The sequence below is a fragment of the Streptosporangium sp. NPDC006930 genome, assembly GCF_040635605.1.
Taxonomy (GTDB): Bacteria; Actinomycetota; Actinomycetes; order Streptosporangiales; family Streptosporangiaceae; genus Streptosporangium.
Genome location: NZ_JBEYID010000006.1, coordinates 208392 through 230684, shown reverse-complemented (window position 1 = coordinate 230684; position 22293 = coordinate 208392). Strand labels below are relative to the sequence as shown.

Below are 22293 nucleotides of genomic sequence, written 5' to 3'. Positions count from 1 at the left end.
CCTAATCACGGGAGACCACCCGGTTGCTGAGAGTGCCGATTCCTTCGATGAAAACGCTGACCTCGTCGCCGACGCTGAGCGGGCCGACCCCTTCCGGGGTCCCGGTGAGGACGATGTCACCGGGGATCAGGGTCATGACCGCGCTCACGTGGGCGATCAGCGCGGGGATGTCGTACATGAGCTTGGAGGTGCGGGAACTCTGCTTGACCTCGCCGTTCACCGACGTGACGATGCCGATGTCGCTCGGGTCGAGCTCGGTCTGGATCCACGGGCCGAGGGGGCAGAAGGTGTCGAAGCCCTTGGCCCGGGTGAACTGGACGTCCTTCTTCTGCAGGTCCCTCGCCGTGACGTCGTTGGCGCAGGTGTAGCCGAAGATGACCTCGTGCGCCCGTTCGCGGGGCACCTCACGGCAGAGCCTGCCGATCACCACCGCCAGCTCCCCCTCGTAGTCGACCCGCTGGGAGAGGGTCGTCGGATAGGCGATCGCCTCACCCGAGCCGATCACCGAGGTCGACGGCTTGAGGAAGACGAGCGGCTCGTCGGGGACCTCGTCGCCCATCTCCTTGGCGTGGTCGGCGTAGTTTCTGCCGATCGCGACGACCTTGCTGGGCAGCATGGGCGCGACCAGCCTGACCTGGGAGAGCGAGTATCGCTCGCCGGTGAACTGGATCGGCCCGAACGGGTGACCCGAGATCCCGGAGATGAACTCCTCCCCTGGGCCACCTTCGACCACCCCGAACCCGACACCGTCTCCTGTGGAGAACCTCGCTATACGCACACGACAAGGCTAGTCGGGCTCCGGATCCCGCCGGACCGTACCGGGGCCGCCCCATCTCACCGCCCGGGGGCCGAGGCCACATGTACCTGTAGGTCCGATTTCCTGGATATTGCCATGTTTAATCCAAGAAAGACTATGTCCTGATTTATGCCTATATGGGGGGTATGACCGCCTCAGAAGTATCGGGGGGCCAGAAAGGTCTTCCCTTGGGGGGAGGAACGGACGTGACTGAAGCCAGCACGGTGAACAGGCCCAAGGGCGACGAGGCCACGGTGCCCCGGGCACGCACCGACAGTCCCGGATCCCAGAGTGGCCTGGTCACACCGAAGGGGACCACCACCATCGACAGCGGGGTCGTAGCGAAGATCGCGGGCCTCGCGGCCAGGGAGATCCCTGGCGTGCACAACATGGGAGCGGGCCCGGCACGCGCTCTCGGCGCGGTACGCGGCATGGTCGGCGCCGACAGGAGCGCCACCCAGGGCGTATCGGTCGAAGTGGGCGAGCGGCAGGCCGCCGCCGACCTGGAAGTGGTCGTCGAGTACGGGATCGCGATCCCCGACCTGGCCGCCGCCGTACGCCGCAACGTGATCACGGCGGTCGAGCGCATGACCGGCCTTGAGGTCACCGAGGTCAACATCAAGGTCTCCGACGTCCGCATGCCCGACCAGGACAGGGACTCCTCGGAGGAGTCGTCCGAGTCGGAGCCCCGCGTCCGGTGAGAGGCCCGGAAGGCGGTGCGGCGGGACCGGGTCGCGAGCCGAAGGACCCGGGCCGCGAGATCATCACGCCCCCGGCACCGGCTGATCCCGGCCGCGGGACACCCACGCACGCGCACGGGGAACCCGGACGAGGAACAACAGAGCCCGCGCGCGGGCCGGAAGCGCATAAACCGGAGGCACGAAGACCGGACACCCCGACACCCGCGACGGCCATGCCGGCTCACAGGCCCGAGGATCCGTCCCGCAGGCCGCCCGCCATACCCCGGCAGAAGGCCGCACCCACGCGCGGACCGGAGGCCTCGGCCCGCGAACCGGCCGGTCGGAGCCGGGAGGCCACGAGTGCGCCGCGCGGGACGGTCGCCACCCGTGAGCAGGAGGCGCCGGCCCGCGAGACGGCCGGCCTCGCCCACAGGATCGCCGACGCCGTACTGCGCTGCCCCGACGTCGCGGATCTGTCGGGCGGGCCGTTCGGGACCGTGGCGACCTATCTGCCCGGCGAACGGTTCCCGGGTGTCGCGCTGCGCGAGAACGAGGTGGAGGTCTCGGTCGTCGTCAGGCTGGGGCGCCCGATTCCGGAGATCGCCGACGCGGTGCGAGCGGCGGTCGCCCCAATGGTGGGCGATCGACCGGTAAACGTCCATATCGGAGGTTTGAGATGAGCAGTTTCCCAGTGTGGTCCGTAGTCGGCATGATCGTCGGTGTCCTTCTGGGCTTCGCCGCGGCCTTCGGCGGCCTCAGCGCGTTCCTGCTGGTGCTCGTACTGGGCGCCATCGGACTCCTCATCGGTCGCTTCGCGGAGACCGGAGAGGTCGACCTCTCCCGGCTGGCGGCGAGACGGCGATGAACACCCCCGTCGAGCACCGTCCCGCGTCCTCGGGAACGGCCGCGCCGCCCGCAGGGCGAGAGGACCCCGTTCCCGGCGAAACCGGGCTGCCCGCCGTGCCCGCCCAGCCGTCATGGCGGGGCGTACCGGCCGAGCGACGCGGCAGGACCGAGATATCCGACCAGGTGGTGTCGCGCATCGCGGCCCACGCGGCCGGAGAGGTGCCACGGGTACGGGAGGTCGGTGAGTGGAAGCCGCTGTTCTTTCGCGGCGGCACCCACGCCACCCTCGACGGTGAGCTCGCGACGCTCCAGCTCGACGTGACGGTCGAGTATCCGGCCCCGATCCGTGAGGTGGCCGAGGAGGTCAGACGCCACGTCGCCGAACGGGTCATGACCCTCACCGGCAAGGACGTCGGTCACATCGACGTCAACGTCACCAGCGTGGCTCCCGCCCGCGGCGACCGTGAGACCTCGCGGGCCCCGGACGCCGTACCGGCCGAAGAGAACCCGCAGGAGCGCTCACCGGAACGCTCGGCGGAGAACCCGCAGGAGCCACCGTTGGAACGCTCGGCGGAGAACCCGGCGCGCGACACCGGGCAGTCCGTCGCCAGGCCCTCGCAAGGGGCCGCGACACCCACCGACGATCCCGACGACAACCCCACCGAGGACATCGTCCCGCTACGTGAGGAGCGATGATGGCCAGGCAGGTACCCGACCCGGCGGAGCCGGTCCCCGGCGCGGAACCGGCCGGCGAGACGACGCCCCCACCCCGTGCGCGACCGGCCGCACCACCGGAGTACGACACCGGCACACCACGGGCATACGGCGACACGGAACCCGCCACATCACCGGCGCACGGCACCACCGAACCCACCACGCCGGCGTACGGCACCGCCGCGCCGATGTACGGCACGACGGAACCGGCGCCCCCGACGTACGGCACGGTGGCGAAGAACTCCTCCGCGGATCGCGCGGCGATCAGGGCCTTCCGCCCGCGCCGGGTACTTCCCTCGGTCATCACGGCCGTCCTGATGACCGTGATCGGCCTCCTCCTCGCGCTGGAGGTCATCTCCGCGCTGCTGGGCCGCCCGCTCCGCCTGGTGCCGTACGACCGGATCCTGGCCTGGGCGACGTCGACACCGTGGAACGACCCGCGAATGATGGCGGGCGCGGGCCTGGTCGGCCTGCTCGGCCTGCTGCTGGTACTGCTCGCGATCATCCCGGGGAGGCCCACGATGATCCCGGTGAGGACCGGGGACAAGGATCTGGCCATCGGCATGCAGCGCCGGGGCTTCGCCCGGTCGCTGGCTCACGCGGCCGAACAGGTGCAGGGGATCGAGCATGCCCGGGTACGGCTGCACGGGAAGGCCGTGCACGTCGCGGCCGACAGCGGCATGCGGGACACCCGCGGGCTGGCCGACGCCGTACGGGAGGCCGTGAACATGCGGATCACCGCGCTCTCCCCCGTCTGGAAGTATCCCGTCCACGTGCATCTGCGAGAGAAGTGAGCCTCATGGACGACAAGACCGCCCAGGGCAACCGGTTGGGACTGCTGATCGTGGGGCTGGCGCTGATGGTCCTCAGCGCCCTCGCGATCGCACGGGGCGCGGGAGCGTTTCCGCGGACGGTGGCTCCCGCGGACAGCCCGCTCGTGGACAGCCTGGTACGCCAGCCGTTCGCCACCTACGACCCGTGGATGTGGTGGCTGATCGCGGCGGCGGGCATCGTGCTCGCACTGTTCGGCCTGCGCTGGCTGCTCGCACAGGGACGTCGCGGGAAGCTGGGCGGCATGCGCCTGGACGGCGGCCCCGGCGGGGTGACCGAGGTCGACACGGGCAGCGTGACCGACGCGGCGGCCGCCGAGGCGGGCACGCACCCCGCGATCATCAACGCCACCGCCGCGATGGTCGGTACGAGCGAGCACCCGGCCGTACGAATGCGGATGACGGTCGCCGAGGACGCGCCGATGAGCGCGGTCCGCGAGCAGCTGGGCGGAGTGGTCATCCCGCACATGCGCCAGGCCCTGGAGACCGAACACATACCCGCCGTCGCCCGGGTGAGCCTGGAGAACGCGCCGCGCCGCTCAAGGACCGTCGTCTGACCCGCGTGACGGAGCGCCGATCATAGAGTGATCAGGGAAACCAACGCTTCGAGGAGACGATGTGCCTTCGGTCGTGAAGATAAACGTGCTGACGGTGCCCGAGGAGATGCGCGAGCAGCTGGAACGCCGCTTCTCCGGGCGGGCGGGGATCGTCGAGTCCGCAGACGGATTCGAGTGGTTCGAGCTGCTTCGCCCGGTGGACGGCGGCGACCGGTATCTGGTCTACACCCGCTGGCGCTCCGAGGAGGACTTCAAACGCTGGACCGAGAGCCAGGCCTTCCAGCGGGGCCACGCCCAGGCCGCCGCCGAGGCGGGCGAGGGAACAGGACAGGGCGACGCCCACGGCACGGCCCAGGGGCACGGGCACGGCCAGGGCGCGGGTCCGGCCCAGGGACACGGCCACGGGCAGGGGCCCGCCGCCACCGAAGCCGAGCTGTGGTCCTTCGAGGTCGTCCAGAACACCGGTCCCGCACCGGGAGCCTGACGGGGGCGACGAGGGCTCCCGGTGGGGAGTCCTCAGCGGTCAAGGGGGTTGGCGGCGATGCGCTCGGCGACCCCCGCGCGGACGAACCGCCCGGCCAGACTGTCCGGCTTGCGCGCGGCCTGGTCGACGAAGCACGCGGTGAACTCCGGGCCGATGCCCAGCCGGGGGTGGCGTTCCAGCACCTCGGCGCGGAGCTCCGCGGGAAAGTTCTCCACTCCCCGCCCCGAGATGTCGAGTCCGGTGGACAGTTCGAGAAGGTGCCCTTCGGGGTCCTGCTCGGGATCCACCTTGTCCCACATATGGCGTACGACGATCTCCGACGCGCGTATGCGGCGCTCCACGGGCCACCCGGCCCCGGCGGCGAAGACCCACGCGACGTGACCCCCCGCCTCCTCGAACGGCACGGTGTGGCTGTCGAACTCTTTCACGAGGCCGATGTCGTGCATCATCGAGGCGACGTACAGCAGCTCGTCGTCGAAGGCGATACCGTTCATCGCGCCGTAGGCCGCCGCCCACAGGTAGGCGCGGACGGAGTGGTTGAGCAGGGCGGGCGAACAGTAGGCGGTCGCCACCTCCAGCGCGCCGCGTGCGGCCGGTGTGCCGGGGATGACGATGTCGGCGAGTCTCATGCCCCGAGCCTGCCGAAACGCGAGGACCTGCGCGAGTGGTCGGAGGGCCATCGATCGATGGAATCACGCCACGGAACGAACGTGGGCCCATCGCCCGTACCGTGAGGGTGGAGAGCGGCGCAGGCGACACCGGACGCGGCGCGGCGACACGAGCGGGCACAGACAAGCATGGGCAAGCATGGGCAAGCACGGGCAAGCATGGGCAAGCACGGACATGAGCGGCGCGGACGATACAGGCAGCACGGCGACACGAGCGGCACCGACCGCACCGACCGCACCGACCGCACCGACCGCACCGACCGCACCGACCGCACCGACGCTGTGACCTCTGTGGATCGCGTGACGGCTGTGAGGAAACTGGGAGACCCGCATCTAGTTGCTAACGATGTTCCGGAAGGGACCATCCCAGCTTGACCGGTTTGGTGGGATTCGGACAGCATGATCCACCTCCCTCGTTCGGCCCGGAAGGAACTGGCGTGCGCCGCCGCACACAAGCACTCGCTCTCTCCCTCATCCTCCTGATGACCTGCGGCGTCACAGCCGGTACCGCGGAGGCGAGGGAGGCGAAACGCACCACCGAGTGCCAGGGCGACTGGCTCCCCGCCACCCCGACGGGGGCGGACATCATGAACGGCGAGCTCGCCTTCCTCGCCCTGGACCCGGTGAAGATCGGCAAGGACGTCAACTGGCGTACCGACCCCTACCGCAACCGCTCGTGGAGCATGGTCTTCCACTCACTGCGCTGGATGGGCCGTCTCGTCGCCGACTACGAGACGAACGGCAACGAGGCGTACCTGGCGCGCGCCGTCGAGATCGCGAAGGACTGGGTGGCGGACAACCCCCGTGGCGGCGCGAAGACCAGCCCGTACGCCTGGCAGGAGCACCCGATCGCGCTGCGCGCCCCCGCCCTGGTCTGCCTCAGCAAGCACGTCAGTGGGTCGTGGCTCTCCGGCAGCCTGGCCGAGCACGCGAAGATGCTCTCCGACCCCAAGCTTTACGAGAAGGGCCACAACCACGGGATCGACCAGGACATCGCGCTGCTCGGCATCGGCTGCCGCTACGGCCGCGACCAGTGGTCCAGCCTCGCGATCAGGCGGCTCACCGAGACCGTGAAGCTCGACGTCGACTCCCAGGGCGCGCTGCGCGAGCAGGCCCCCCGCTACGCGCTCTACGTCTACGACCGCCTGAAGGTCGCGATGGACGACATCAGGGCCTGCAAGCGGAAGGTGCCCGCCGACATCTCCAGACGCTGGAAGTCGCTGGAGGACTTCATCTCCCACTCCACCCAGCCCGACGGGTTCATGGTCCCGATCGGCGACGGCGGCGCGGACGTGCGGCCGGTCGGCTACAGCCACCCGAAGCAGGCCGTACGGGTGTTCCGGGGCGGCTACGTCTACGGGCGCACCGCCTGGGACAAGCCCGAGTCGGCGTTCTACTCCATCCGCTTCGGGCCCGGCATGAAGTATCACGGCCACGAGGACCACCTGGGCGTGACCTACTACGCCCAGGGCCGTAACGTCCTGGTCGACGCCGGCTTCGACTCCTACGAGAACAGCGGCTACCGCCACTGGACGATGTCCCCCGAGGCCCACAACACCTCGATGGTGGCCGGGGCGAAATTCCGCGGCAAGACCGCCACCGCACTGAGCAGGTCCTCGATCGGGACTGACCGGCAGAGTTACCGGCTCACCGACAGGGCCTACGGCGTGCCCAGGACCCGCTCGGTGCTCGTCAACCACCGCGAGGACGTGATGGCCGTGCTGGACACGGTTCCCAAGGGCTCGAAGGTCCGCAACCTCTGGCACTTCTCCCACGAACTGTCCACCGTCTCCAGCAGTGGCGGCCAGGTCGTGGTGAAGGACAAGACGGGCTGGAAGGCGACGCTCGTCCAGGTCTCGATGCCGTCCTGCAAGCCGGTCTCGGGACTGAAGGTGGTCCAGGGGCAGAAGAACCCCTACCAGGGCTGGGTCTCCTCCTCCTACCTGCTGAGACACCCCGCCCCCACGGTCGTCTCGCCCGCCTCGGGCAACGCCGTGCTGACCGTGGTGGTGCCCGGCACCAACAGGCCGTCGCTCTCCTGCTCGGGCGGCAAGGTCAGCCTGGAGACCTCGGAGGGCCAGGTGAGCTTCCGCGTGCGCGGTGCCGACCTCTCCTGACGGCCTTCCCCGCCGCCGCCCGAGAAGAGTCCTCTCCGGCGGCCTTCCCGCCGAGCCTGACGGCTCTCCTCGCCGGAGACGACACGGGCGGATGCCTACCGGCACCCGCCCGTTCACCGTGGGGAGGTCTCCCAGCGGCCCTTTCCCGACAGCGCCCGCCGCCCCCGAGGGCTGTGGCGGGCGGCTGTCAGACGGCGTGACCCGCGCGCAGGAGCCCGAAGGTCACCGCCTGCTCAAGCGCCTGCCAGGAGGCCTCGATGATGTTCTCGTCGACGCCGACCGTGGACCACTCCCCGGCCGCGTCGCTGGAGGTGACCAGCACGCGCGTGACGGCGTCGGTGCCGTGCGTACCCTCCAGGATCCGCACCTTGAAGTCGATCAGCTCGACCCCCGCCAGCTCGGGGTAGAGCCGCTCCAGGCCCAGCCGCACGGCCCGGTCGAGGGCGTTGACCGGGCCGTTGCCCTCGCCGGTGGCGATGATCCGCTCCCCCTTGGCGTGCAGCTTCACGGTGGCCTCGCTCACGACCTCGCCGCCTCGCGCCCGCTCGACGATCACCCTCCAGGACTCGACCTGGAAGTGGCGCCTGCTCTCGCCCGCGACGGTGTCGCGCAGCAGGAGCTCGAAGGAGGCGTCGGCGGCCTCGAAGGTGTAGCCCTTCGACTCCATCTCCTTGACCCGGTTCACCAGCTCCCGCGAGGTGTCGGAGGACAGCTCGTAGCCCAGCTCACGCCCCTTGAGCTCGACCGAGGCGCGTCCGGCCATGTCGGATACGAGCATGCGCATGTCGTTGCCGACCTCGGCGGGGTCGATGTGCTGGTAGAGGTTGGGATCGACCTTGATCGCGCTGGCGTGCAGCCCGGCCTTGTGCGCGAAGGCGGAGACGCCCACGTAGGGGGCGTGGGAGTTGGGGGTGACGTTGGTGACCTCGGTGATCGCGTGGGCGATCCTGGTCATGTCGGCCAGTGCCTCCTTGGGCACAAGGTCGAATCCCCGCTTGAGCTGCAGGTTCGCCACCACGGTGAAGAGGTTGGCGTTGCCCGAGCGCTCACCGTAGCCGTTGGCGCAGCCCTGCACGTGGGTGGCGCCCGCCTTCACCGCGGCCAGGGAGTTGGCGACCGCGCAGCCGGTGTCGTCGTGGCAGTGGATGCCGATCCTCGCCGACGTCCCGACGGCCGCGTGCACCACCTCGGCCAGCTCGTCGGGGAGCATGCCCCCGTTGGTGTCGCACAGCGCGATGACCGAGGCTCCCGCCTCGGCGGCGGTGCGCAGGACCTCCAGCGCGTAGTCGGGATTGGACTTGTAGCCGTCGAAGAAGTGTTCCGCGTCGAGGAAGACTCTCTGGCCCTCCGCACGAAGGTGGGAGACCGTGTCGCGGATCATCGCGAGGTTCTCCTGAAGGGTCGTGCGGAGGGCCAGCTCCACGTGCCGGTCATGACTCTTGGCGACAAGGGTCACGACCGGCGCGCCGGATTCGCGCAGCGCGGCCACCAACGGGTCGTCGGCTGCCTTCACACCTGCCCGGCGGGTCGCGCCGAACGCGGCGAGCTGCGCGTGCTTCAGGTCGAGCTCTGTTTGAGCGCGCCTGAAGAATTCCGTGTCCTTGGGGTTGGCTCCCGGCCAGCCTCCCTCGATGAAGCCGACGCCCAGACCGTCCAGGTGACGCGCGATGGCCAGCTTGTCGGCCACCGTGAGGTTGAGCCCTTCCTGCTGGGCACCGTCACGGAGAGTCGTGTCGTACACGTGGAAACGATCGTCGGCCATGTCAATCTCCTTCGCGGTTCGATGATTCGCCGCGCGCTCTTCGGCTTCTGGAAACAAAAATGACCCCTCACGGACGTGAGAGGTCTGCGCGCCGGCGGTGTCCCTTTTCAGCCGGCGCGCCTGCCGATAATGAGCAGACCGTAGAACATGATGCTTCGGAGTCTGCCACACGCCGACGCCATCTGACACATTGATCTCAGGATCCGAGACCTACGGCGTGCCCGCACGGCACCGGACACGACCTGGAATCACCCCCGTCGCCGTCCGGCACGGGCGAGAATGGGCCCCATGAAGGCGACTTACCTCGACCCCACCGTGGGGCAGTATCTGCTCGCGCACACCAGCCAGCCCGACGACGTCCTCGACGCCCTCGCCGTCGAGACCCGCGAGCTGACCGGCGACAACGCGTCCATGCAGATCTCCCCCGACCAGGGGCGTTTCCTTACCATGATCGCCCAGCTCTGCGGCGCCAGGAACGCGGTGGAGGTGGGCACCTTCACCGGCTACTCCTCCATCTGCCTCGCCAGGGGGCTCGCCCCCGGCGGCGGGCTCACCTGCTTCGACGTGAGCGAGGAGTGGACGGCGATCGCCCGGAGTTACTGGGAGAAGGCGCAGGTCGCCGACCGCATCGAGCTGAGGATCGGGCCCGCGGCCGAGCGGCTGCGCGAGCTTCCAGAACACCCGGCCGTCGACCTGGCGTTCATCGACGCCGACAAGGTCAACTATCCCGTCTACTACGAGATCCTCATGTCGCGTCTGGCCCCCGGCGGGGTGATCCTCGTCGACAACACCCTGTGGAGCGGGCACGTCGCCGATCCCACCAGGGACGACGAGACCGTGCGACACATCCGCGAGTTCAACGACATGGTGAGCGCCGACGAGCGAGTCACCTCGATCATGCTTCCCATCGCCGACGGCCTCACCATGATTCGAAAGCACTGACGAAAACTTTCCCCAATCGTGGGCAGAAGAAAACCCTTCCGATTACTGTAAGCGATGTGACAAACACGTTGCGCCCACCCGCGCGGAGGGAAGGATGAGCTCATGGCCAAGACCCTGGAACGCCGCGAGGCGAAGCTCGTGTCCACCAACCATCAGGAGCTCGAAGCGCACTACCAGAGGACCTGCGACCAGTGGCCCGACCGTAAGGTCGAAATCATCAACGGCCGGATCGTGGTGAGGGAGTTGCCCACACTCAACCACGCCAAGAGCATCCTGCAGTTGTTGATCCAGCTCATTCCGTTCGCCACCGAACAGGGCTGGCACCCCGTATACGACGTCAAGCTCTTCCTGGGCGTCCAGAAAGATCGTTATCGGCCCGATCTCCTTGTCGTGCCGAAGTTTCCCCGCATGTGGGACGAGGAGAACGTCTATGCGGAGGAGACGCTGCTCGTCGTGGAGGTGGTCTCCCCCAGCAGTCGGAGCGACGACCACGTCACCAAACCAGAAAACTGCGCGATCGCGGGGGTTCCGCTCTATCTGGTGATCGACGCCACCCAGAATCTCGCCCGGCTCCTCAGCCATCCCGGGGAGAGGGGCTACCAGCAGCAACACCAGGTGACCCTTGGAGAGCCCCTCGAGCTCCCCGCTCCCTGGAACCTCACGATCGACACCGGCAAGCTGACCGAAGGGTAGGCCCGCTCGGTGGGAGACCCGGCCGGGTGGGAGGCCGGGGCTCCTGCCGAGCGAGGTCCCCGGACGCCTCGACCGGGCCCCTCCTGCACGGGATCGGCCCTGTACTCCGCACGCGACCTCGATCAACCTGAAGCGATCACTCGTCGCACCGGATCGGACACGACCGCTGACCGGCGACGACGCGACGCGTGCGGAAAACGGGGGCAACGGATCGTGTGGACCCAGCCGCACGCTCCGTCGCCCTCGACGTCGATGGAAGGTGGTCAGCAGATCTTGTGGACCCAGCTGTGCGGGTCGGGACGGGTCCCGTACTGGATCCCCACGAGCTCCTCGCGGATCTTCGAGGTGACCGGCCCCTGGGTGCCGTCGCCGATCGTCCAGGCGCGGTCGGCGCCCTTGACCGAGCCGACCGGGGTGACGACCGCGGCGGTGCCGCAGGCGAAGACCTCGGTGAGCTCGCCCGTCTCGCAGCCCTGCTGCCACTCCTCGACCGACAGTCGCCCCTCCTCGGCCTGGAGGCCGAGGTCGGAGGCGAGGGAGAGGATCGAGTCACGGGTGATGCCGGGCAGGAGCGTGCCGGTGAGTGCCGGGGTGAGCAGGCGGTCTCCGTAGACGAAGAACAGGTTCATCCCGCCCATCTCCTCGACGTAGCGGTGCTCGCCCGCGTCCAGCCAGACCACCTGGTCACAGCCCTGCTCGACGGCCTGGCGCTGGGCGACGAAGGCCGCCGCGTAGTTGCCGCCGCACTTGGCGAAACCGGTGCCGCCGGGGGCCGCGCGGGTGTACTCGGTGGAGAGCCAGACCGTCACGGCCTGCCCGCCCCCGAAGTAGGCCGCCGCCGGAGAGGCGATGACCATGTACTTGTAGCTCCTGGACGGGTAGTTGACACCGAGCGCCGGCTGCGTGGCGATCATGAAGGGGCGCAGATAGAGGCTGTGCCCCGGCGTGGTCGGGACCCACTCGCGGTCGGTCTGGACGAGCAGCTCCAGCGACTCGACGAACGTCTCCTCGGGCAGCTCGGGCATGGCCATCCGCAGCGCGGAGCTGTTGAAGCGGGCGGCGTTCGCCTCCGGCCGGAAGGTCACGATCGCGCCGTTCTCCTGGCGGTAGGCCTTGAGTCCTTCGAAAAGCTCCTGCGCGTAGTGGAAGACCGACGTCGCGGGGTCGAGACTGAGCGGGCCGTACGGCATGAGCCTGGCGTCGTGCCAGCCCTCCCCCTCGGTGTAGTCGATCGAGATCATGTGGTCGGTGAAGACCTGACCGAACCCGGGGCTCGCCATTACCTGCTCGCGCTCTGCCGCGGTGCGAGCGTGGTCGGAGAGCTGCACGTCGAAGCTGAGCTTCTGAGCGGTGGTCATCGCACGGATCCTTCTCTTGAGGTCTGGCTTACCCTTGGGTCCATTCTGCGTCGGACCGGGTAACGGGAAACTACTCCATCTATGCCGAAAACCGGCAGTGCTGGAGAAACAAAAAACGCGCCTGGCGGCTCAGGTGAGCCGCCAGGCGCGTCGGGGTCGAGGGAGGCGGCTTCCTCAGCCGGCTACTCGGGCGGTGATGTCGTCGCCGATCTCGCGGGTGGTCCGGCCGGCCCGTCCGGCAGCCCGGTCGACCAGGTCGTCGGCGACGGCCTGCTCGACCCTGGCGGCCTCGGCGGCCATGCCGAGGTGGTCGAGGAGCATGGCGACCGACAGGATCGTGGCGGTCGGGTCGGCCTTGCCCTGGCCCGCGATGTCGGGGGCGCTGCCGTGAACCGGCTCGAACATGCTCGGCGCGGTGCGGTCGGGGTTGACGTTGCCGCTCGCCGCCAGGCCGATGCCACCGGCGATCGCCGCGCCGATGTCAGTGAGGATGTCGCCGAAGAGGTTGTCGGTGACGATCACGTCGAAGCGCTCCGGCTGGCTGACGAAGAACATCGAGGCCGCGTCGACGTGGCAGTAGTCGGTCTGGACCTCGGGATATTCCAGGCCGACGCGGTCGAAGGTGCGGGCCCAGAGGTCGCCGGCATAGGTGAGCACATTGGTCTTGTGGACCAGCGTCAGCTTCCTGCGGGGGCGGCCGAGCGCCTTGTCGAAGGCGTAACGCACGACGCGCTCGACGCCGTAGGCGGTGTTCAGCGACTCCTGGGTGGCGATCTCGTGCGGCGTGCCCCTACGCATCACGCCACCCGCTCCGGCGTACGGGCCCTCGGTGCCCTCGCGGACGACGATCATGTCGATGTCCTCGGGGCCGGACCTGCCCAGCGGCGTCTCGACGCCGGGGAAGAGCTTGACCGGGCGCAGGTTCACGTAGTGGTCGAGCTGGAAGCGGAGCTTGAGCAGCAGGTCGCGCTCCAGGATGCCCGGGGGCACGCTGGGGTCGCCGACCGCGCCGAGCAGGATCGCGTCGTATCCGCGCAGTTCGTCGAGGACCGGGTCCGGCAGGGTCTCGCCGGTTTCGTGGTAGCGCTTGGCACCGAGGTCGTAGGTGGTGGTCTCCACCTTCGTGCCGACCGCTTCGAGGACCTTCAGCCCTTCGGCGACGACCTCGACTCCGATCCCGTCCCCGGGGATGACCGCCAGGCGAATGTTACGCGAATCCATGCAGGCACCTTACCGGCCCGTCTCGGTGATCGAACACCGGTCTCACTCTGCGGACGTGTCCACATGGCGAGCTCTCTGATCGTTTTATCCTTTTTTGCTATGCATTGACCGTTTCGGGAGGTTTCGTTATTGTCCTCCCATTCACATCACTGCCTAATCCGTACGGGCCACCCCCTGACCGAGCCCACACGGAGCCGGGGAACCACTTTTTTACGGGATCTACCGCATCCCGAGAACGCCGCTCCTCCCCCGGAGCGCGTTCCCGGTCGTCATCAGGTGGATCCCTTGGGGCGAATCAGCGCGTTCTCGCGCCGTAGGGCGACCTCCACGCCCGAGCCCGACAGCTCACCCGGCCGGCCTTATGGAAGGAATCATCCTGTCCGGCACAGTTCTCCCCCGCATCCTGTCCATCTCCGCCTCCCTGATCCTCACCGGCGCCGCGGTGTGCGCGACCTCGACCGCCGCCCTGGCCGCCTCCCCGCCCCCCGCCCCCGGGCCCGCGGCGCTCAAAACCCCCACGCTGAAGGAAACGCTGAAGGCCATGGCTGTCAGGCCCGCCTGGCAGAAGGCCGTGAAGTGGGCCATGTCCAAGCGCGGAACGCCCTACGTCTGGGGCGGCACCGGCAACGGCGGCTTCGACTGCTCCGGCCTGATGCTCCGCGCCTACGGCGCCGCCGGGATCAAGCTCCCCCGCGTCACCAACGACCAGTACGCCGCCTTCTCCAAGAAGATCGCCTGGAAGAATCTCAGGCCCGGTGACCTGGTCTTCTTCAGCGGCCTCGGCCATGTCGGCATGATCACAAAGCCCGGCTACATGGTTCACGCCCCGCGGAGCGGCGACGTCGTCAAGGAGGAGAAGCTCAGCTCCTGGCGCCGCGCCGCCTTCTCCGGCGCGGTCCGCCCCGACCCGCAGGGGGTCCAGCTGGCCAAGCGGGTCGAGCTCGCGACCGAAATCGTGCCCGGCGGATGAGACACGCCGGAGGATCGCCGCCGGGAGGCCGTGGAGACCCCGGTGACGGCGAGAACGGGCTCAGCGGGTGGGGGCACCACCGTTGTCCCTGCGGTCCAGAGCGGTCTGGAGCGCGTCGATGGCCTCGTCCTCTGTCTCCTCGGGACGGTTCCAGGGATACATGTCGTACATGGCGAATCTCGTCTCGGTCGCACGCGAGCAAGGAAGGTGGTCAAGTCTCCGGTCGGGACTCCGACCAGGCCTGATGTCGAGGGCCCGGATCACGGACCGGTGACGGGGGCTTGGAGCCGGCAAGCGCCACGACACCGCGGCGAGTCGCCGGCCTGCCCCTGTCAGGCCTCGCCGCGGCAGGTAAGAATTACGAGAACCTGGCGCATTTGATTCCAGGTTACCTGCTCACGGAAACACCGTCTCGTCCGGCGTACACACTTCTCACATACTGAGACGAGGTGTGGCCGCCGCCCCGGTCATCGGGGCGGCGGCCACACCGGTGGACCACCGTCGCGTTTCCCGCACGCGCTCCCCGATCGGTCCGGGGTGATCGCATGTCGTCCTGGATCAAACCGCGACGACGCGGCACGCGCGGGAAACGGGGCTAGTCGGCCAGGTCGGCCGAGCGACCGCTGTCGGCGCCGATCTCCGCGCTGATCTGGTCGATCACCTCGGCCGGGATCGCGGTGTCGACGGTGAGGGCGATCAGCGCCTTGCCGCCCTTGGCGTCACGGGCCACCTGCATCGAGGCGATGTTGATCGAGTGGTCGCCGAGAATGCGGCCGACCACGCCCACGATGCCGGGACGGTCGGTGTAGGTGAAGAACGAGAGGTGGTCGGTCGGCTCGATCTCCATCTGGTAGCCGTTGACCTCGACGATCTTCGTGATCTGCCTCGGCCCGGACAGGGTGCCGGAGACCGAGACCGTGCGGCCGTCGGCGAGAACGCCGCGGACCGTCACGACGTTGCGCCAGTCGGGGCTCTCGGAGCTGGTAACCAGCTCGACCGACACGCCCCGGTCCTTGGCCAGCAGCGGGGCGTTGACGTAGGTGACCGAGTCCTCGACCACGTCGGTGAAGACGCCCTTGAGCGCTGCCAGCTCCAGCACGCGGACGTCGTGGGAGGCGATCTCGCCGCGTACCTCGACGTCGAGCTTGGTGGCGACCTCGCCCGCGAGTGCGGTGAACACCCGGCCGAGCTTCTCGGCGAGCGGCAGACCCGGCTTGACGTCCTCGGCGACGGCACCGCCCTGGACGTTGACCGCGTCCGGCACGAACTCCCCGGCGAGGGCGAGCTTCACGCTGCGCGCGACCTGGGTGCCCGCCTTCTCCTGGGCCTCGTGGGTGGAGGCGCCCAGGTGCGGGGTGACGACGACCTGGTCGAGCTCGAAGAGCGGGCTGTCGGTAACCGGCTCCTTGGGGAACACGTCGATGCCGGCGCCGGCGACGCGGCCCTCCTTGATCGCGGAGTAGAGGGCGTTCTCGTCGATGATGCCGCCCCGGGCGACGTTGATGAGGCGCACGTTCGGCTTGACCGCGTGGAGCTCCCTGTCGCCGATGAGACCGATGGTCTCCTTGGACTTGGGCAGGTGCACCGTGATGAAGTCGGCCTCGCTCAGAGCCTCCTCGAGCGAGACCAGCCGGACGCCCATCTGCGCGGCGCGGGCCGGCTGCAGGTAGGGGTCGTAGGCGATCAGCTCGACACCGAACGGCTGGAGGCGCTGCGCGACCAGCTGGCCGATCTTGCCGAGGCCGAGGATCGCGACGACCTTCTCGTCGAGCTCCACCCCGGTGTACTTCGAGCGCTTCCACTCGCCGCCCTTGAGCGCGGAGTGCGCCTGGGCGACGTTACGGGCGGAGGCGAGGATGAGGGCGACGGTGTGCTCGGCGGCGCTGGTGATGTTGGAGGTGGGCGCGTTGACGACCATGACACCGGCCTTGGTGGCGGCCTCCACATCGACGTTGTCCAGGCCGACGCCCGCGCGGGCGACGACGCGGAGCCTGGGAGCGTTGGCGATCGCCTCGGCGTCGACCTGCGTGGCGCTGCGCACGATGAGCGCGTCCACGTCGGCGAGGGCGGGCAGGAACTGGGCGCGGTCGGCGCCGTCGGTGTGGCGGACTTCGAAGTCCGCGCCCAGAACCGCGAGACCAGCCTCGGAAAGTTCCTCAGCGACCAGTACTACGGGCTTGTTCACAGGCTGGATCCTTACTAGACGGTGAGGGGTGCACGGACCTCACGTAGTCTATCGGCGCTTGTGAACGCGTTCACGAGTGTCCCGCGATCCGAGACGCCTCGCGCCGACGGAGAACCCCTCGGAAAGGCTCCGGCGACTCGTGGGACGTGAGGGGACCTCGCGACCCACGAGGCGATTACCCGTCCTTGACAGATCTCATGCACCAAAACTCAAGTTGGTATTGATCCCAAGAAAACTTCGCGATTACCCTGATAAGCCGTGGTCCACTACCTATCGTTCCTCATATGAGCATCGGGAACCCCGCTCTCGGCAACGTGCTCGCGCAGCACGGCGACCCGCACCGGCTGCTTGCGGCGCTGGCCGAATGGGGACTCCTGGTTGCCGTGCGACCCGACCGATCCGTCGTGCTCGGCACGACCCAGGCCGGTGATCGTGTCCTGCTCGGATACACCTCGGCGGACACCTACGCGCGGCACCGCGGCAGCCACTCGCTGTCGGCGTGCGACGCCGACACCATCCTCGACATCCAGCGCGTCACCGGCGTGCGGGAGATCGTGATCGACGCGGCGGGTCCGGCGGCCGCGGCCGTGCCGATCGAGGACCTCCAGCGATACCTGCTCTCGACGCGCAGCGGCCCCACGCCCGCGCTGTCGAGCGCGGCGCCGACGGCGTACGCGACCGGGGCGATGGCCACGGTCTCGCGTCCCGCGCCCGCGCGCCCGCAGAGAACGCCGGTGCCGGCGGCGCCCTCCCAGCCGTGGATCCCGGCGCCTCGGCCCCACCTGTCGGGCCCGATGCAGATGGTGGACCCGGGATACCGCCGGTGCGACCACCCGATCCTGCCCGCGCTGCGTGCCGCGATCTCGCACCTGCTCGTCGACTACCCGCTCGTCCACCACGTGTGGATCTCCGAGGCCGGCACCTCCTCGGGCGCCCCGGGGATCATGCTGCACGTGAAGGTCCACATGTCGGCGGCCGAGGACGTGGTCAGGGACATCCACCGCGGGGTGCGCGCCAGGCTGCCCCAGCTCGCCGCGAGCGAGGCGCCGATCCTGATGGCCAGGGTCGCCGACGCGCGCAGCGAGCAGCGGATGGTCGAGCTGGGCGCCCACGTGGTCTGCGCCGACGTCACCGACTGACCGGTCACCACGGCGCGTCCCACGGTGGTGACGTGCTGGAAAGGCGGTCCCGGAGAACGGCCGCGGACGAGGTGGCGCGAGAAGGCGCCTCCTCGTCCGCCACGAGACGTCACGGCCGCTAGCCCGGTTTTCCGCATGTGCCGCATCATTGCGGGTCAGAAGCCGTATCCGATCCGACGGGGCCGGGGCATCTCCGGTTCGGACGGCGGCACGTGGGGCTAGCCGGTTCTGCGGGTCAGGGTCACCTTCGGCCGGGTGAACGCCCCCGCCACCAGGGCGGCCAGCACCGGCAGGCCGACCACCACGGCCGCGAGGAGGAGCCAGGGGATCTCGACCGTCGGCGACATCGGTGAGAAGGACGAGAGCTCGCCGGACCGGATGAGGACGGTCCCGGGTGCCCCAACCGTGAGGGGCCAGGTGGCGGCGATCCCCGTCACACAACCGGCCACCGTGCCGACCAGGACACCGAGCCCGGCGATGAATCCGGCCTGCCCGGCGACGACCAGCCGGTGCGTGCCCGGCGGCGCCCCGACCGCGGCCATCGTCGCGAGGTCGGGCCGCATGTCGGCCGCGGCGAGCCCGGTGGCGACGAAAGTGCCACCGAGCACCAGGACGAGCGCCGCCCCCAGGAGCAGCACCAGCCAGGAGGTGTTGTCGTCCTGGAATCCGCTCGTGACCTCGACGTAGAACTCGGCTTTGGGGACCGCCGTCACAAGATCCCACTCCAGCGTCGCCACCTGCTTGGCGGTGAGCCTGTGCGCAGCCGGGTCGATGTACAGGACGCGCGGTTCGGCTCTCAGCCCGGCGTTCTCCGCGACGGAGAGCGGCAGCACCGCCACACCGTACCCGGGGTCGGCGGGACGGGCCAGGACGGCGGGAACCGCGATCTCAACAGGATCGGCTTCCCCTCTCCTCCCTTCCAGGATCAGGGTGATCTTTCCGTTCCGTACCATCCCGGGGTCGAACACCACGGCCTTGCCCGAGGCGAACGCGGCCGCCGCCGCCGGGTCCCGCCGCCCCTGCACGAGGGTGAGCAGCCGCTCGTCCCCGATCGGAAGACCCGCGACGGAGTACTGCGGACCGTACTCGTCGGCTCGCTGGATCGCCATCTCGACGTTCTCCCCTTCGGCGTTCCTGAGCTTGGCGGCCTCGATGAGCGGCACACCGGGCAGCGTCCGCTCGACGGCGGCCCTCAGCGCACTCCAGCGGTCGGCGTCGAGTCCCTCGCCGTCGATCCTCGTGGTTCCTGCTGGGGCGATCACCTGGAAGGCGTCCCGGCGCTGGGCGAAGGAACTGGTGGTCGCGATGCCGGCCACGACGACCGTGGCCGTGGCGGTCATGACCGCCGCGACCGCGGACGCGGTGCGAACGCGGTGGCGGGCGGCGTCGCGTGCGGCCAGGCGTAAGGGCAGCGAAAGCCGCGCGACCAGGCTCGCGGCCCCCTTGACCAACCTCGGCGTCAGCGCGACCAGTCCCAGCTGCGACAGGACCGCGGCGGCGAGGACCCAGATGACGTCGTACCTGACGGCGAAGACGGTCGCCGCGACCCCCGCGGCGACCAGGACCAGGCCGAGCACCGGGCGGCCCACCCGGTCGCGCACCGCGCTCCGGCGCCCGCCGATCACCGCCGCCGCGTCCTGCCTGGCCGCCTGCACCGCGGGGATCAGGGCCGCGATGAGCCCGCTGCCCGCCCCGAGCAGGGCGACGGCCACGACCGGAATCCAAGGGATCTCCAACGGGCCGACCGCGCCGACCAGCCTGCCCGCCCCCAGCGCGGCCGAGAGCGCGACCAGGCCCAGGCCCAGGATCAGTCCCGCGAGCGCGGCCCCGCCGCCGAGGACGACGCCGTCGGCCAGGACGATGAGGCGCAGGTGGGCCGGAGAGCCGCCCTGCGCGGTGATCAGTGCGAGTTCCCTGCGGCGGCGGCGCAGGCCGACCGCGAAGGCGGGGCCTGCGAGCAGCACCACCTCCAGCACGATCATGACCGCGGCCAGCCCGATCGCCACGGTCCTGTCCACCTGGTAGGAGTCAGGGGTGAAGAGCCAGACGCGGTCGGGCGGATCCTCGATGACGGCGCGGGACCCGGCCAGCAGCCCGGCCGCGTTCAGCCGCTGGACGGTGGCCCAGGTGACCGGCTGCGGCGCGTCGGCCAGCCAGCCGGTGCCGCGAAGGCCGTGGCCGGCGAAGAGCAGGGTGCCGGGGAGTCCGACGATCTTCGCCCCGCGGGTCCGGTGCGGGTGCTCGACGACGCCGACGACCCTCATCGCCTTCCTGTCCCGCGTGACCTGCAGCGGGGCGTCGAGGCGGGCTCCCCTCTCCAGGATCTCCGGAGTCACCGCGATCTCCTGGGCGGAGGCCGGGAAGCGGCCCCGGAGCAGGTGGTACATGCCCGTCGTCATGGGGTCCCGCAGGTCCGTCTCCAGCACGGAGACGTGGTCACGGCCATCACTGCTCAGGTAGTCGACGCTGCCCTCGTTCAACGGGAGGAGCCGGGTGCCTGGCTCCAGGAGTTTCGCCACCTCCCCCTGTGTCCAGGGCCGCGTCGCGGTGTGAGGGGGCTGGCCAGAACCCACCCATATCCGACCTTCGACGTCCTGTTCCACCTTTCCCCGGACTCCGCTCACCGTGATCCGGGCGTCGGCGGCGCCGATGTTCGCGGTGAGGCCCTCGCGGGGGTTGATGTTCGAGGTCTCGAGAAAGGCCAGGAGGCCCGTGATGACGAGGACCGGCAGGCCGATCATGACCATGATCAGGGCGCTGCGCCCCCTGGCGCGCCGGATGTCCCTGCGGGAGATGCGCAGCGCGGCGAGCAGGGCGCTCATGCGACCGCCCCACCCGGTGACCGGAGGGCCGCTTCACCGTACGGTGGCCGGAGATCCGCACACGTGTCCCGCGCGTCCGTTCGCTCGCTCATCGGGCGCTCTCCAGGGGGGTGACGGTGGAGTCGGCGATCTCGCCGTCGCGCAGGAAGACCACCCGGTCGGCCCAGGCGGCGTAGCGGGGTTCGTGGGTGACGAGCAGCGCGGCGGCTCCCGCGTCGCAGCGGGTGCGCAGGAGCTGGAGGATGTCGTCGCCGGTCGGGGTGTCGAGCGCGCCGGTGGGCTCGTCGGCCAGGATCAGCCGCCGCTCCCCCACCAGCGCGCGGGCGATGGCGACCCGCTGACGCTGGCCGCCGGAGATCTCTTCGGGGAAACGGTCGGCGATCTCGCCCAGACCGACCTCGGTGAGCACCTCCATCGCCTCGCGGCGGGCGTTCCCGAAGGCGATCCCGTCCAGCTCGCGCGGGAGGGTCACGTTCTCCAGCGCGGTGAGCGACGGGATCAGGTTGAGGTCCTGGAAGACGTAACCGACGTGCCTGCGCCGGAGCCCGGCCAGTTCCCCGGCCCGCAGGCTCGCCAGCGGCGTGCCCTCCACGACCACGGAGCCCGAGGTGGGCAGGTCGAGGCCCCCGGCGAGGTTGAGCAGGGTGGACTTACCTGATCCCGAGGGGCCCATCACCGCGACGAGCTCTCCGGCGCCGACGTCGAGGCTCACCCCGCGCAGCGCCGTCACGCGCTGTGGCCCGTCGCCGTGCGTGCGGGTCACGTCCGCGAGCCGGACGACCGGTTCGAAGGTCATCTGGGCACCCCCGGCGCGCGGGTCCCTGGCCGTGGTCGTGGTAAGGATGTCAACTGTCCGTCTCCTGTGTCTGGGGATCACGCGTCGGGAGGTCACCCGCACGGGGATCTCGCATCCGGAACTTCCGTGTCCGGGACCTATGCGTCCGGGACCTATGCGTCCGGGTTTTCCGCGGCCGCGGGCCTTCGCGGCCGAGGCGAGGCCGTGAGCACGGCCTCGCAGTGGTCGAGCCAGCGTTGCTCGGCCTCGGCCTGGAAGATCATCGAGTCGAGTACCAGCCGCTGTGCGGGGTTCTCGACGCTCGCGCGCCTGGCCTGGACGAACGCCTGCAACGTGCGCATGGTCGCGGTGCGCTGGGCCTGGATGATCGGCCGCACGTCCGTGGCGGCGGTGACCGCCAGGGCGAGCTTGATGACCAACTCGTCCCGAGGCCGGTCCGACTGGGCGACGGGGGTGCTGAACCATCGCCCCATCTCGGCCAGACCGGCCTCGGTGATCGAGTAGACGACCCGGCCCTGCTCGTCCTGCTCACCGGGGCTCACCAGGCCGTCGCGTTCCAGGCGGGAGAGCGTTGTGTAGACCTGGCCGATGTTGAGCGGCCAGGTCGCCCCCGTCGACGCCTCGAACTCGGCACGCAACTGATAGCCGTAACGAGGCCCCTGACTCAGCAGGGCGAGAAGCCCCTGTCGGATCGCCATGGATACCGAGTATGC

At 69.6% G+C, this 22293-nt stretch carries 21 protein-coding genes and 1 riboswitch; of the genes, 12 read left to right on the top strand and 9 right to left on the bottom strand.

The window, feature by feature from the left end; genetic code table 11:
* Window position 1 precedes the first annotated feature (1 nt).
* Window positions 2-778 carry a fumarylacetoacetate hydrolase family protein gene (locus tag ABZ664_RS13445; protein WP_362507835.1) on the bottom strand — a complete coding sequence of 259 codons (777 nt, stop codon included), beginning with the start codon at window positions 776-778 and terminating at the stop codon, window positions 2-4.
* Between the two features lie 314 nt (window positions 779-1092).
* Here ABZ664_RS13445 and ABZ664_RS13440 point away from each other — a divergent pair, with 314 nt between their 5' ends.
* The 7 genes from ABZ664_RS13440 (at window position 1093) to ABZ664_RS13410 (ending at window position 4907) form a co-directional block, all read left to right on the top strand.
* Window positions 1093-1497 (top strand): Asp23/Gls24 family envelope stress response protein, encoded by a 405-nt coding sequence (locus ABZ664_RS13440; RefSeq protein WP_362508258.1) that lies wholly within the window; start codon window positions 1093-1095, stop codon window positions 1495-1497.
* A gap of 212 nt (window positions 1498-1709) precedes the next feature.
* On the top strand, window positions 1710-2156 hold the full coding sequence (locus ABZ664_RS13435; protein WP_362507832.1) for a hypothetical protein: 447 nt from the start codon (window positions 1710-1712) through the stop codon (window positions 2154-2156).
* On the top strand, window positions 2153-2341 hold the full coding sequence (locus ABZ664_RS13430) for a hypothetical protein (RefSeq protein WP_362508282.1): 189 nt from the start codon (window positions 2153-2155) through the stop codon (window positions 2339-2341). Before ABZ664_RS13435 ends, ABZ664_RS13430 begins: the two co-directional genes overlap by 4 nt.
* The gene (locus ABZ664_RS13425) at window positions 2338-3018 is read left to right on the top strand and encodes an Asp23/Gls24 family envelope stress response protein (RefSeq protein ID WP_362507829.1); all 681 of its coding nucleotides are present in this window, start codon (window positions 2338-2340) and stop codon (window positions 3016-3018) included. The genes ABZ664_RS13430 and ABZ664_RS13425 overlap by 4 nt, the downstream gene beginning before the upstream one ends.
* The gene (locus ABZ664_RS13420; RefSeq protein WP_362507826.1) at window positions 3018-3830 is read left to right on the top strand and encodes a DUF6286 domain-containing protein; all 813 of its coding nucleotides are present in this window, start codon (window positions 3018-3020) and stop codon (window positions 3828-3830) included. The genes ABZ664_RS13425 and ABZ664_RS13420 overlap by 1 nt, the downstream gene beginning before the upstream one ends.
* Window positions 3831-3835: 5 nt before the next feature.
* Complete coding sequence (locus tag ABZ664_RS13415; RefSeq protein ID WP_362507822.1) at window positions 3836-4423, top strand: hypothetical protein; 588 nt, start codon at window positions 3836-3838, stop codon at window positions 4421-4423.
* 61 nt (window positions 4424-4484) lie between these two features.
* Complete coding sequence (locus ABZ664_RS13410; RefSeq protein WP_362507819.1) at window positions 4485-4907, top strand: antibiotic biosynthesis monooxygenase; 423 nt, start codon at window positions 4485-4487, stop codon at window positions 4905-4907.
* Between the two features lie 32 nt (window positions 4908-4939).
* On the opposite strand, the gene ABZ664_RS13405 is transcribed toward ABZ664_RS13410, so the two are convergent.
* A complete protein-coding gene (locus tag ABZ664_RS13405) occupies window positions 4940-5536 on the bottom strand; it encodes an HD domain-containing protein (protein ID WP_362507816.1) in 597 nt (198 codons plus the stop codon).
* A 476-nt stretch (window positions 5537-6012) separates the two neighbouring features.
* On the opposite strand from ABZ664_RS13405, the gene ABZ664_RS13400 reads away from it, so the two are divergent.
* A complete protein-coding gene (locus tag ABZ664_RS13400) occupies window positions 6013-7692 on the top strand; it encodes a heparinase II/III family protein (protein WP_362507813.1) in 1680 nt (559 codons plus the stop codon).
* 187 nt (window positions 7693-7879) lie between these two features.
* Here the strand turns inward: ABZ664_RS13400 and cimA are convergent, their stop codons facing one another.
* Window positions 7880-9454: a citramalate synthase gene (gene cimA, locus ABZ664_RS13395; protein WP_362507810.1), complete on the bottom strand. Its 1575-nt coding sequence runs from the start codon at window positions 9452-9454 to the stop codon at window positions 7880-7882.
* Between the two features lie 288 nt (window positions 9455-9742).
* Here cimA and ABZ664_RS13390 point away from each other — a divergent pair, with 288 nt between their 5' ends.
* The gene (locus tag ABZ664_RS13390; RefSeq protein WP_362507807.1) at window positions 9743-10396 is read left to right on the top strand and encodes an O-methyltransferase; all 654 of its coding nucleotides are present in this window, start codon (window positions 9743-9745) and stop codon (window positions 10394-10396) included.
* Window positions 10397-10498: 102 nt separating this feature from the next.
* Complete coding sequence (locus ABZ664_RS13385) at window positions 10499-11089, top strand: Uma2 family endonuclease (protein WP_362507804.1); 591 nt, start codon at window positions 10499-10501, stop codon at window positions 11087-11089.
* A gap of 263 nt (window positions 11090-11352) precedes the next feature.
* Here ABZ664_RS13385 and ABZ664_RS13380 read toward each other — a convergent pair whose 3' ends face one another.
* Together ABZ664_RS13380 and ABZ664_RS13375 are read right to left on the bottom strand one after the other, a co-directional pair.
* Complete coding sequence (locus ABZ664_RS13380) at window positions 11353-12447, bottom strand: branched-chain amino acid aminotransferase (RefSeq protein ID WP_362507801.1); 1095 nt, start codon at window positions 12445-12447, stop codon at window positions 11353-11355.
* Window positions 12448-12621: 174 nt separating this feature from the next.
* Window positions 12622-13668 (bottom strand): 3-isopropylmalate dehydrogenase, encoded by a 1047-nt coding sequence (locus ABZ664_RS13375; RefSeq protein ID WP_362507798.1) that lies wholly within the window; start codon window positions 13666-13668, stop codon window positions 12622-12624.
* 140 nt (window positions 13669-13808) lie between these two features.
* A riboswitch (cyclic di-AMP (ydaO/yuaA leader) is annotated at window positions 13809-14042 on the top strand.
* Here ABZ664_RS13375 and ABZ664_RS13370 point away from each other — a divergent pair.
* Window positions 14030-14638, top strand: a complete 609-nt coding sequence (locus ABZ664_RS13370) for a C40 family peptidase (protein ID WP_362507795.1) — start codon at window positions 14030-14032, stop codon at window positions 14636-14638. (Overlaps the previous riboswitch by 13 nt.)
* 595 nt (window positions 14639-15233) lie before the next feature.
* Here ABZ664_RS13370 and serA read toward each other — a convergent pair.
* A complete protein-coding gene (serA, locus tag ABZ664_RS13365; RefSeq protein WP_362507793.1) occupies window positions 15234-16823 on the bottom strand; it encodes a phosphoglycerate dehydrogenase in 1590 nt (529 codons plus the stop codon).
* Between the two features lie 284 nt (window positions 16824-17107).
* On the opposite strand from serA, the gene ABZ664_RS13360 reads away from it, so the two are divergent.
* Window positions 17108-17962, top strand: coding sequence for a hypothetical protein (locus ABZ664_RS13360; RefSeq protein ID WP_362507790.1), 855 nt, complete (start codon window positions 17108-17110; stop codon window positions 17960-17962).
* 218 nt (window positions 17963-18180) lie between these two features.
* On the opposite strand, the gene ABZ664_RS13355 is transcribed toward ABZ664_RS13360, so the two are convergent.
* From ABZ664_RS13355 to ABZ664_RS13345, 3 genes are all read right to left on the bottom strand, one after another.
* Complete coding sequence (locus tag ABZ664_RS13355) at window positions 18181-20784, bottom strand: FtsX-like permease family protein (RefSeq protein ID WP_362507787.1); 2604 nt, start codon at window positions 20782-20784, stop codon at window positions 18181-18183.
* Window positions 20785-20872: 88 nt separating this feature from the next.
* Window positions 20873-21580, bottom strand: a complete 708-nt coding sequence (locus ABZ664_RS13350; protein ID WP_362507784.1) for an ABC transporter ATP-binding protein — start codon at window positions 21578-21580, stop codon at window positions 20873-20875.
* Between the two features lie 152 nt (window positions 21581-21732).
* Entirely contained in the window at window positions 21733-22278 is a 546-nt protein-coding gene (locus ABZ664_RS13345) for a PadR family transcriptional regulator (protein ID WP_362507781.1), read from the bottom strand.
* Window positions 22279-22293: the final 15 nt, after the last annotated feature.

Coding starts and splice junctions, on each gene's coding strand:
- ABZ664_RS13380 (WP_362507801.1), bottom strand. CDS start 12,447: ATGACCACCGCTCAGAAGCTCAGCTTCGACGTGCAGCTCTCCGACCAC.
- ABZ664_RS13350 (WP_362507784.1), bottom strand. CDS start 21,580: ATGACCTTCGAACCGGTCGTCCGGCTCGCGGACGTGACCCGCACGCAC.
- cimA (WP_362507810.1), bottom strand. CDS start 9,454: ATGGCCGACGATCGTTTCCACGTGTACGACACGACTCTCCGTGACGGT.
- ABZ664_RS13345 (WP_362507781.1), bottom strand. CDS start 22,278: ATGGCGATCCGACAGGGGCTTCTCGCCCTGCTGAGTCAGGGGCCTCGT.
- ABZ664_RS13390 (WP_362507807.1), top strand. CDS start 9,743: ATGAAGGCGACTTACCTCGACCCCACCGTGGGGCAGTATCTGCTCGCG.
- ABZ664_RS13375 (WP_362507798.1), bottom strand. CDS start 13,668: ATGGATTCGCGTAACATTCGCCTGGCGGTCATCCCCGGGGACGGGATC.
- ABZ664_RS13405 (WP_362507816.1), bottom strand. CDS start 5,536: ATGAGACTCGCCGACATCGTCATCCCCGGCACACCGGCCGCACGCGGC.
- ABZ664_RS13360 (WP_362507790.1), top strand. CDS start 17,108: ATGAGCATCGGGAACCCCGCTCTCGGCAACGTGCTCGCGCAGCACGGC.
- ABZ664_RS13420 (WP_362507826.1), top strand. CDS start 3,018: ATGGCCAGGCAGGTACCCGACCCGGCGGAGCCGGTCCCCGGCGCGGAA.
- ABZ664_RS13430 (WP_362508282.1), top strand. CDS start 2,153: ATGAGCAGTTTCCCAGTGTGGTCCGTAGTCGGCATGATCGTCGGTGTC.
- ABZ664_RS13435 (WP_362507832.1), top strand. CDS start 1,710: ATGCCGGCTCACAGGCCCGAGGATCCGTCCCGCAGGCCGCCCGCCATA.
- ABZ664_RS13385 (WP_362507804.1), top strand. CDS start 10,499: ATGGCCAAGACCCTGGAACGCCGCGAGGCGAAGCTCGTGTCCACCAAC.
- ABZ664_RS13370 (WP_362507795.1), top strand. CDS start 14,030: ATGGAAGGAATCATCCTGTCCGGCACAGTTCTCCCCCGCATCCTGTCC.
- ABZ664_RS13415 (WP_362507822.1), top strand. CDS start 3,836: ATGGACGACAAGACCGCCCAGGGCAACCGGTTGGGACTGCTGATCGTG.
- ABZ664_RS13355 (WP_362507787.1), bottom strand. CDS start 20,784: ATGAGCGCCCTGCTCGCCGCGCTGCGCATCTCCCGCAGGGACATCCGG.
- ABZ664_RS13425 (WP_362507829.1), top strand. CDS start 2,338: ATGAACACCCCCGTCGAGCACCGTCCCGCGTCCTCGGGAACGGCCGCG.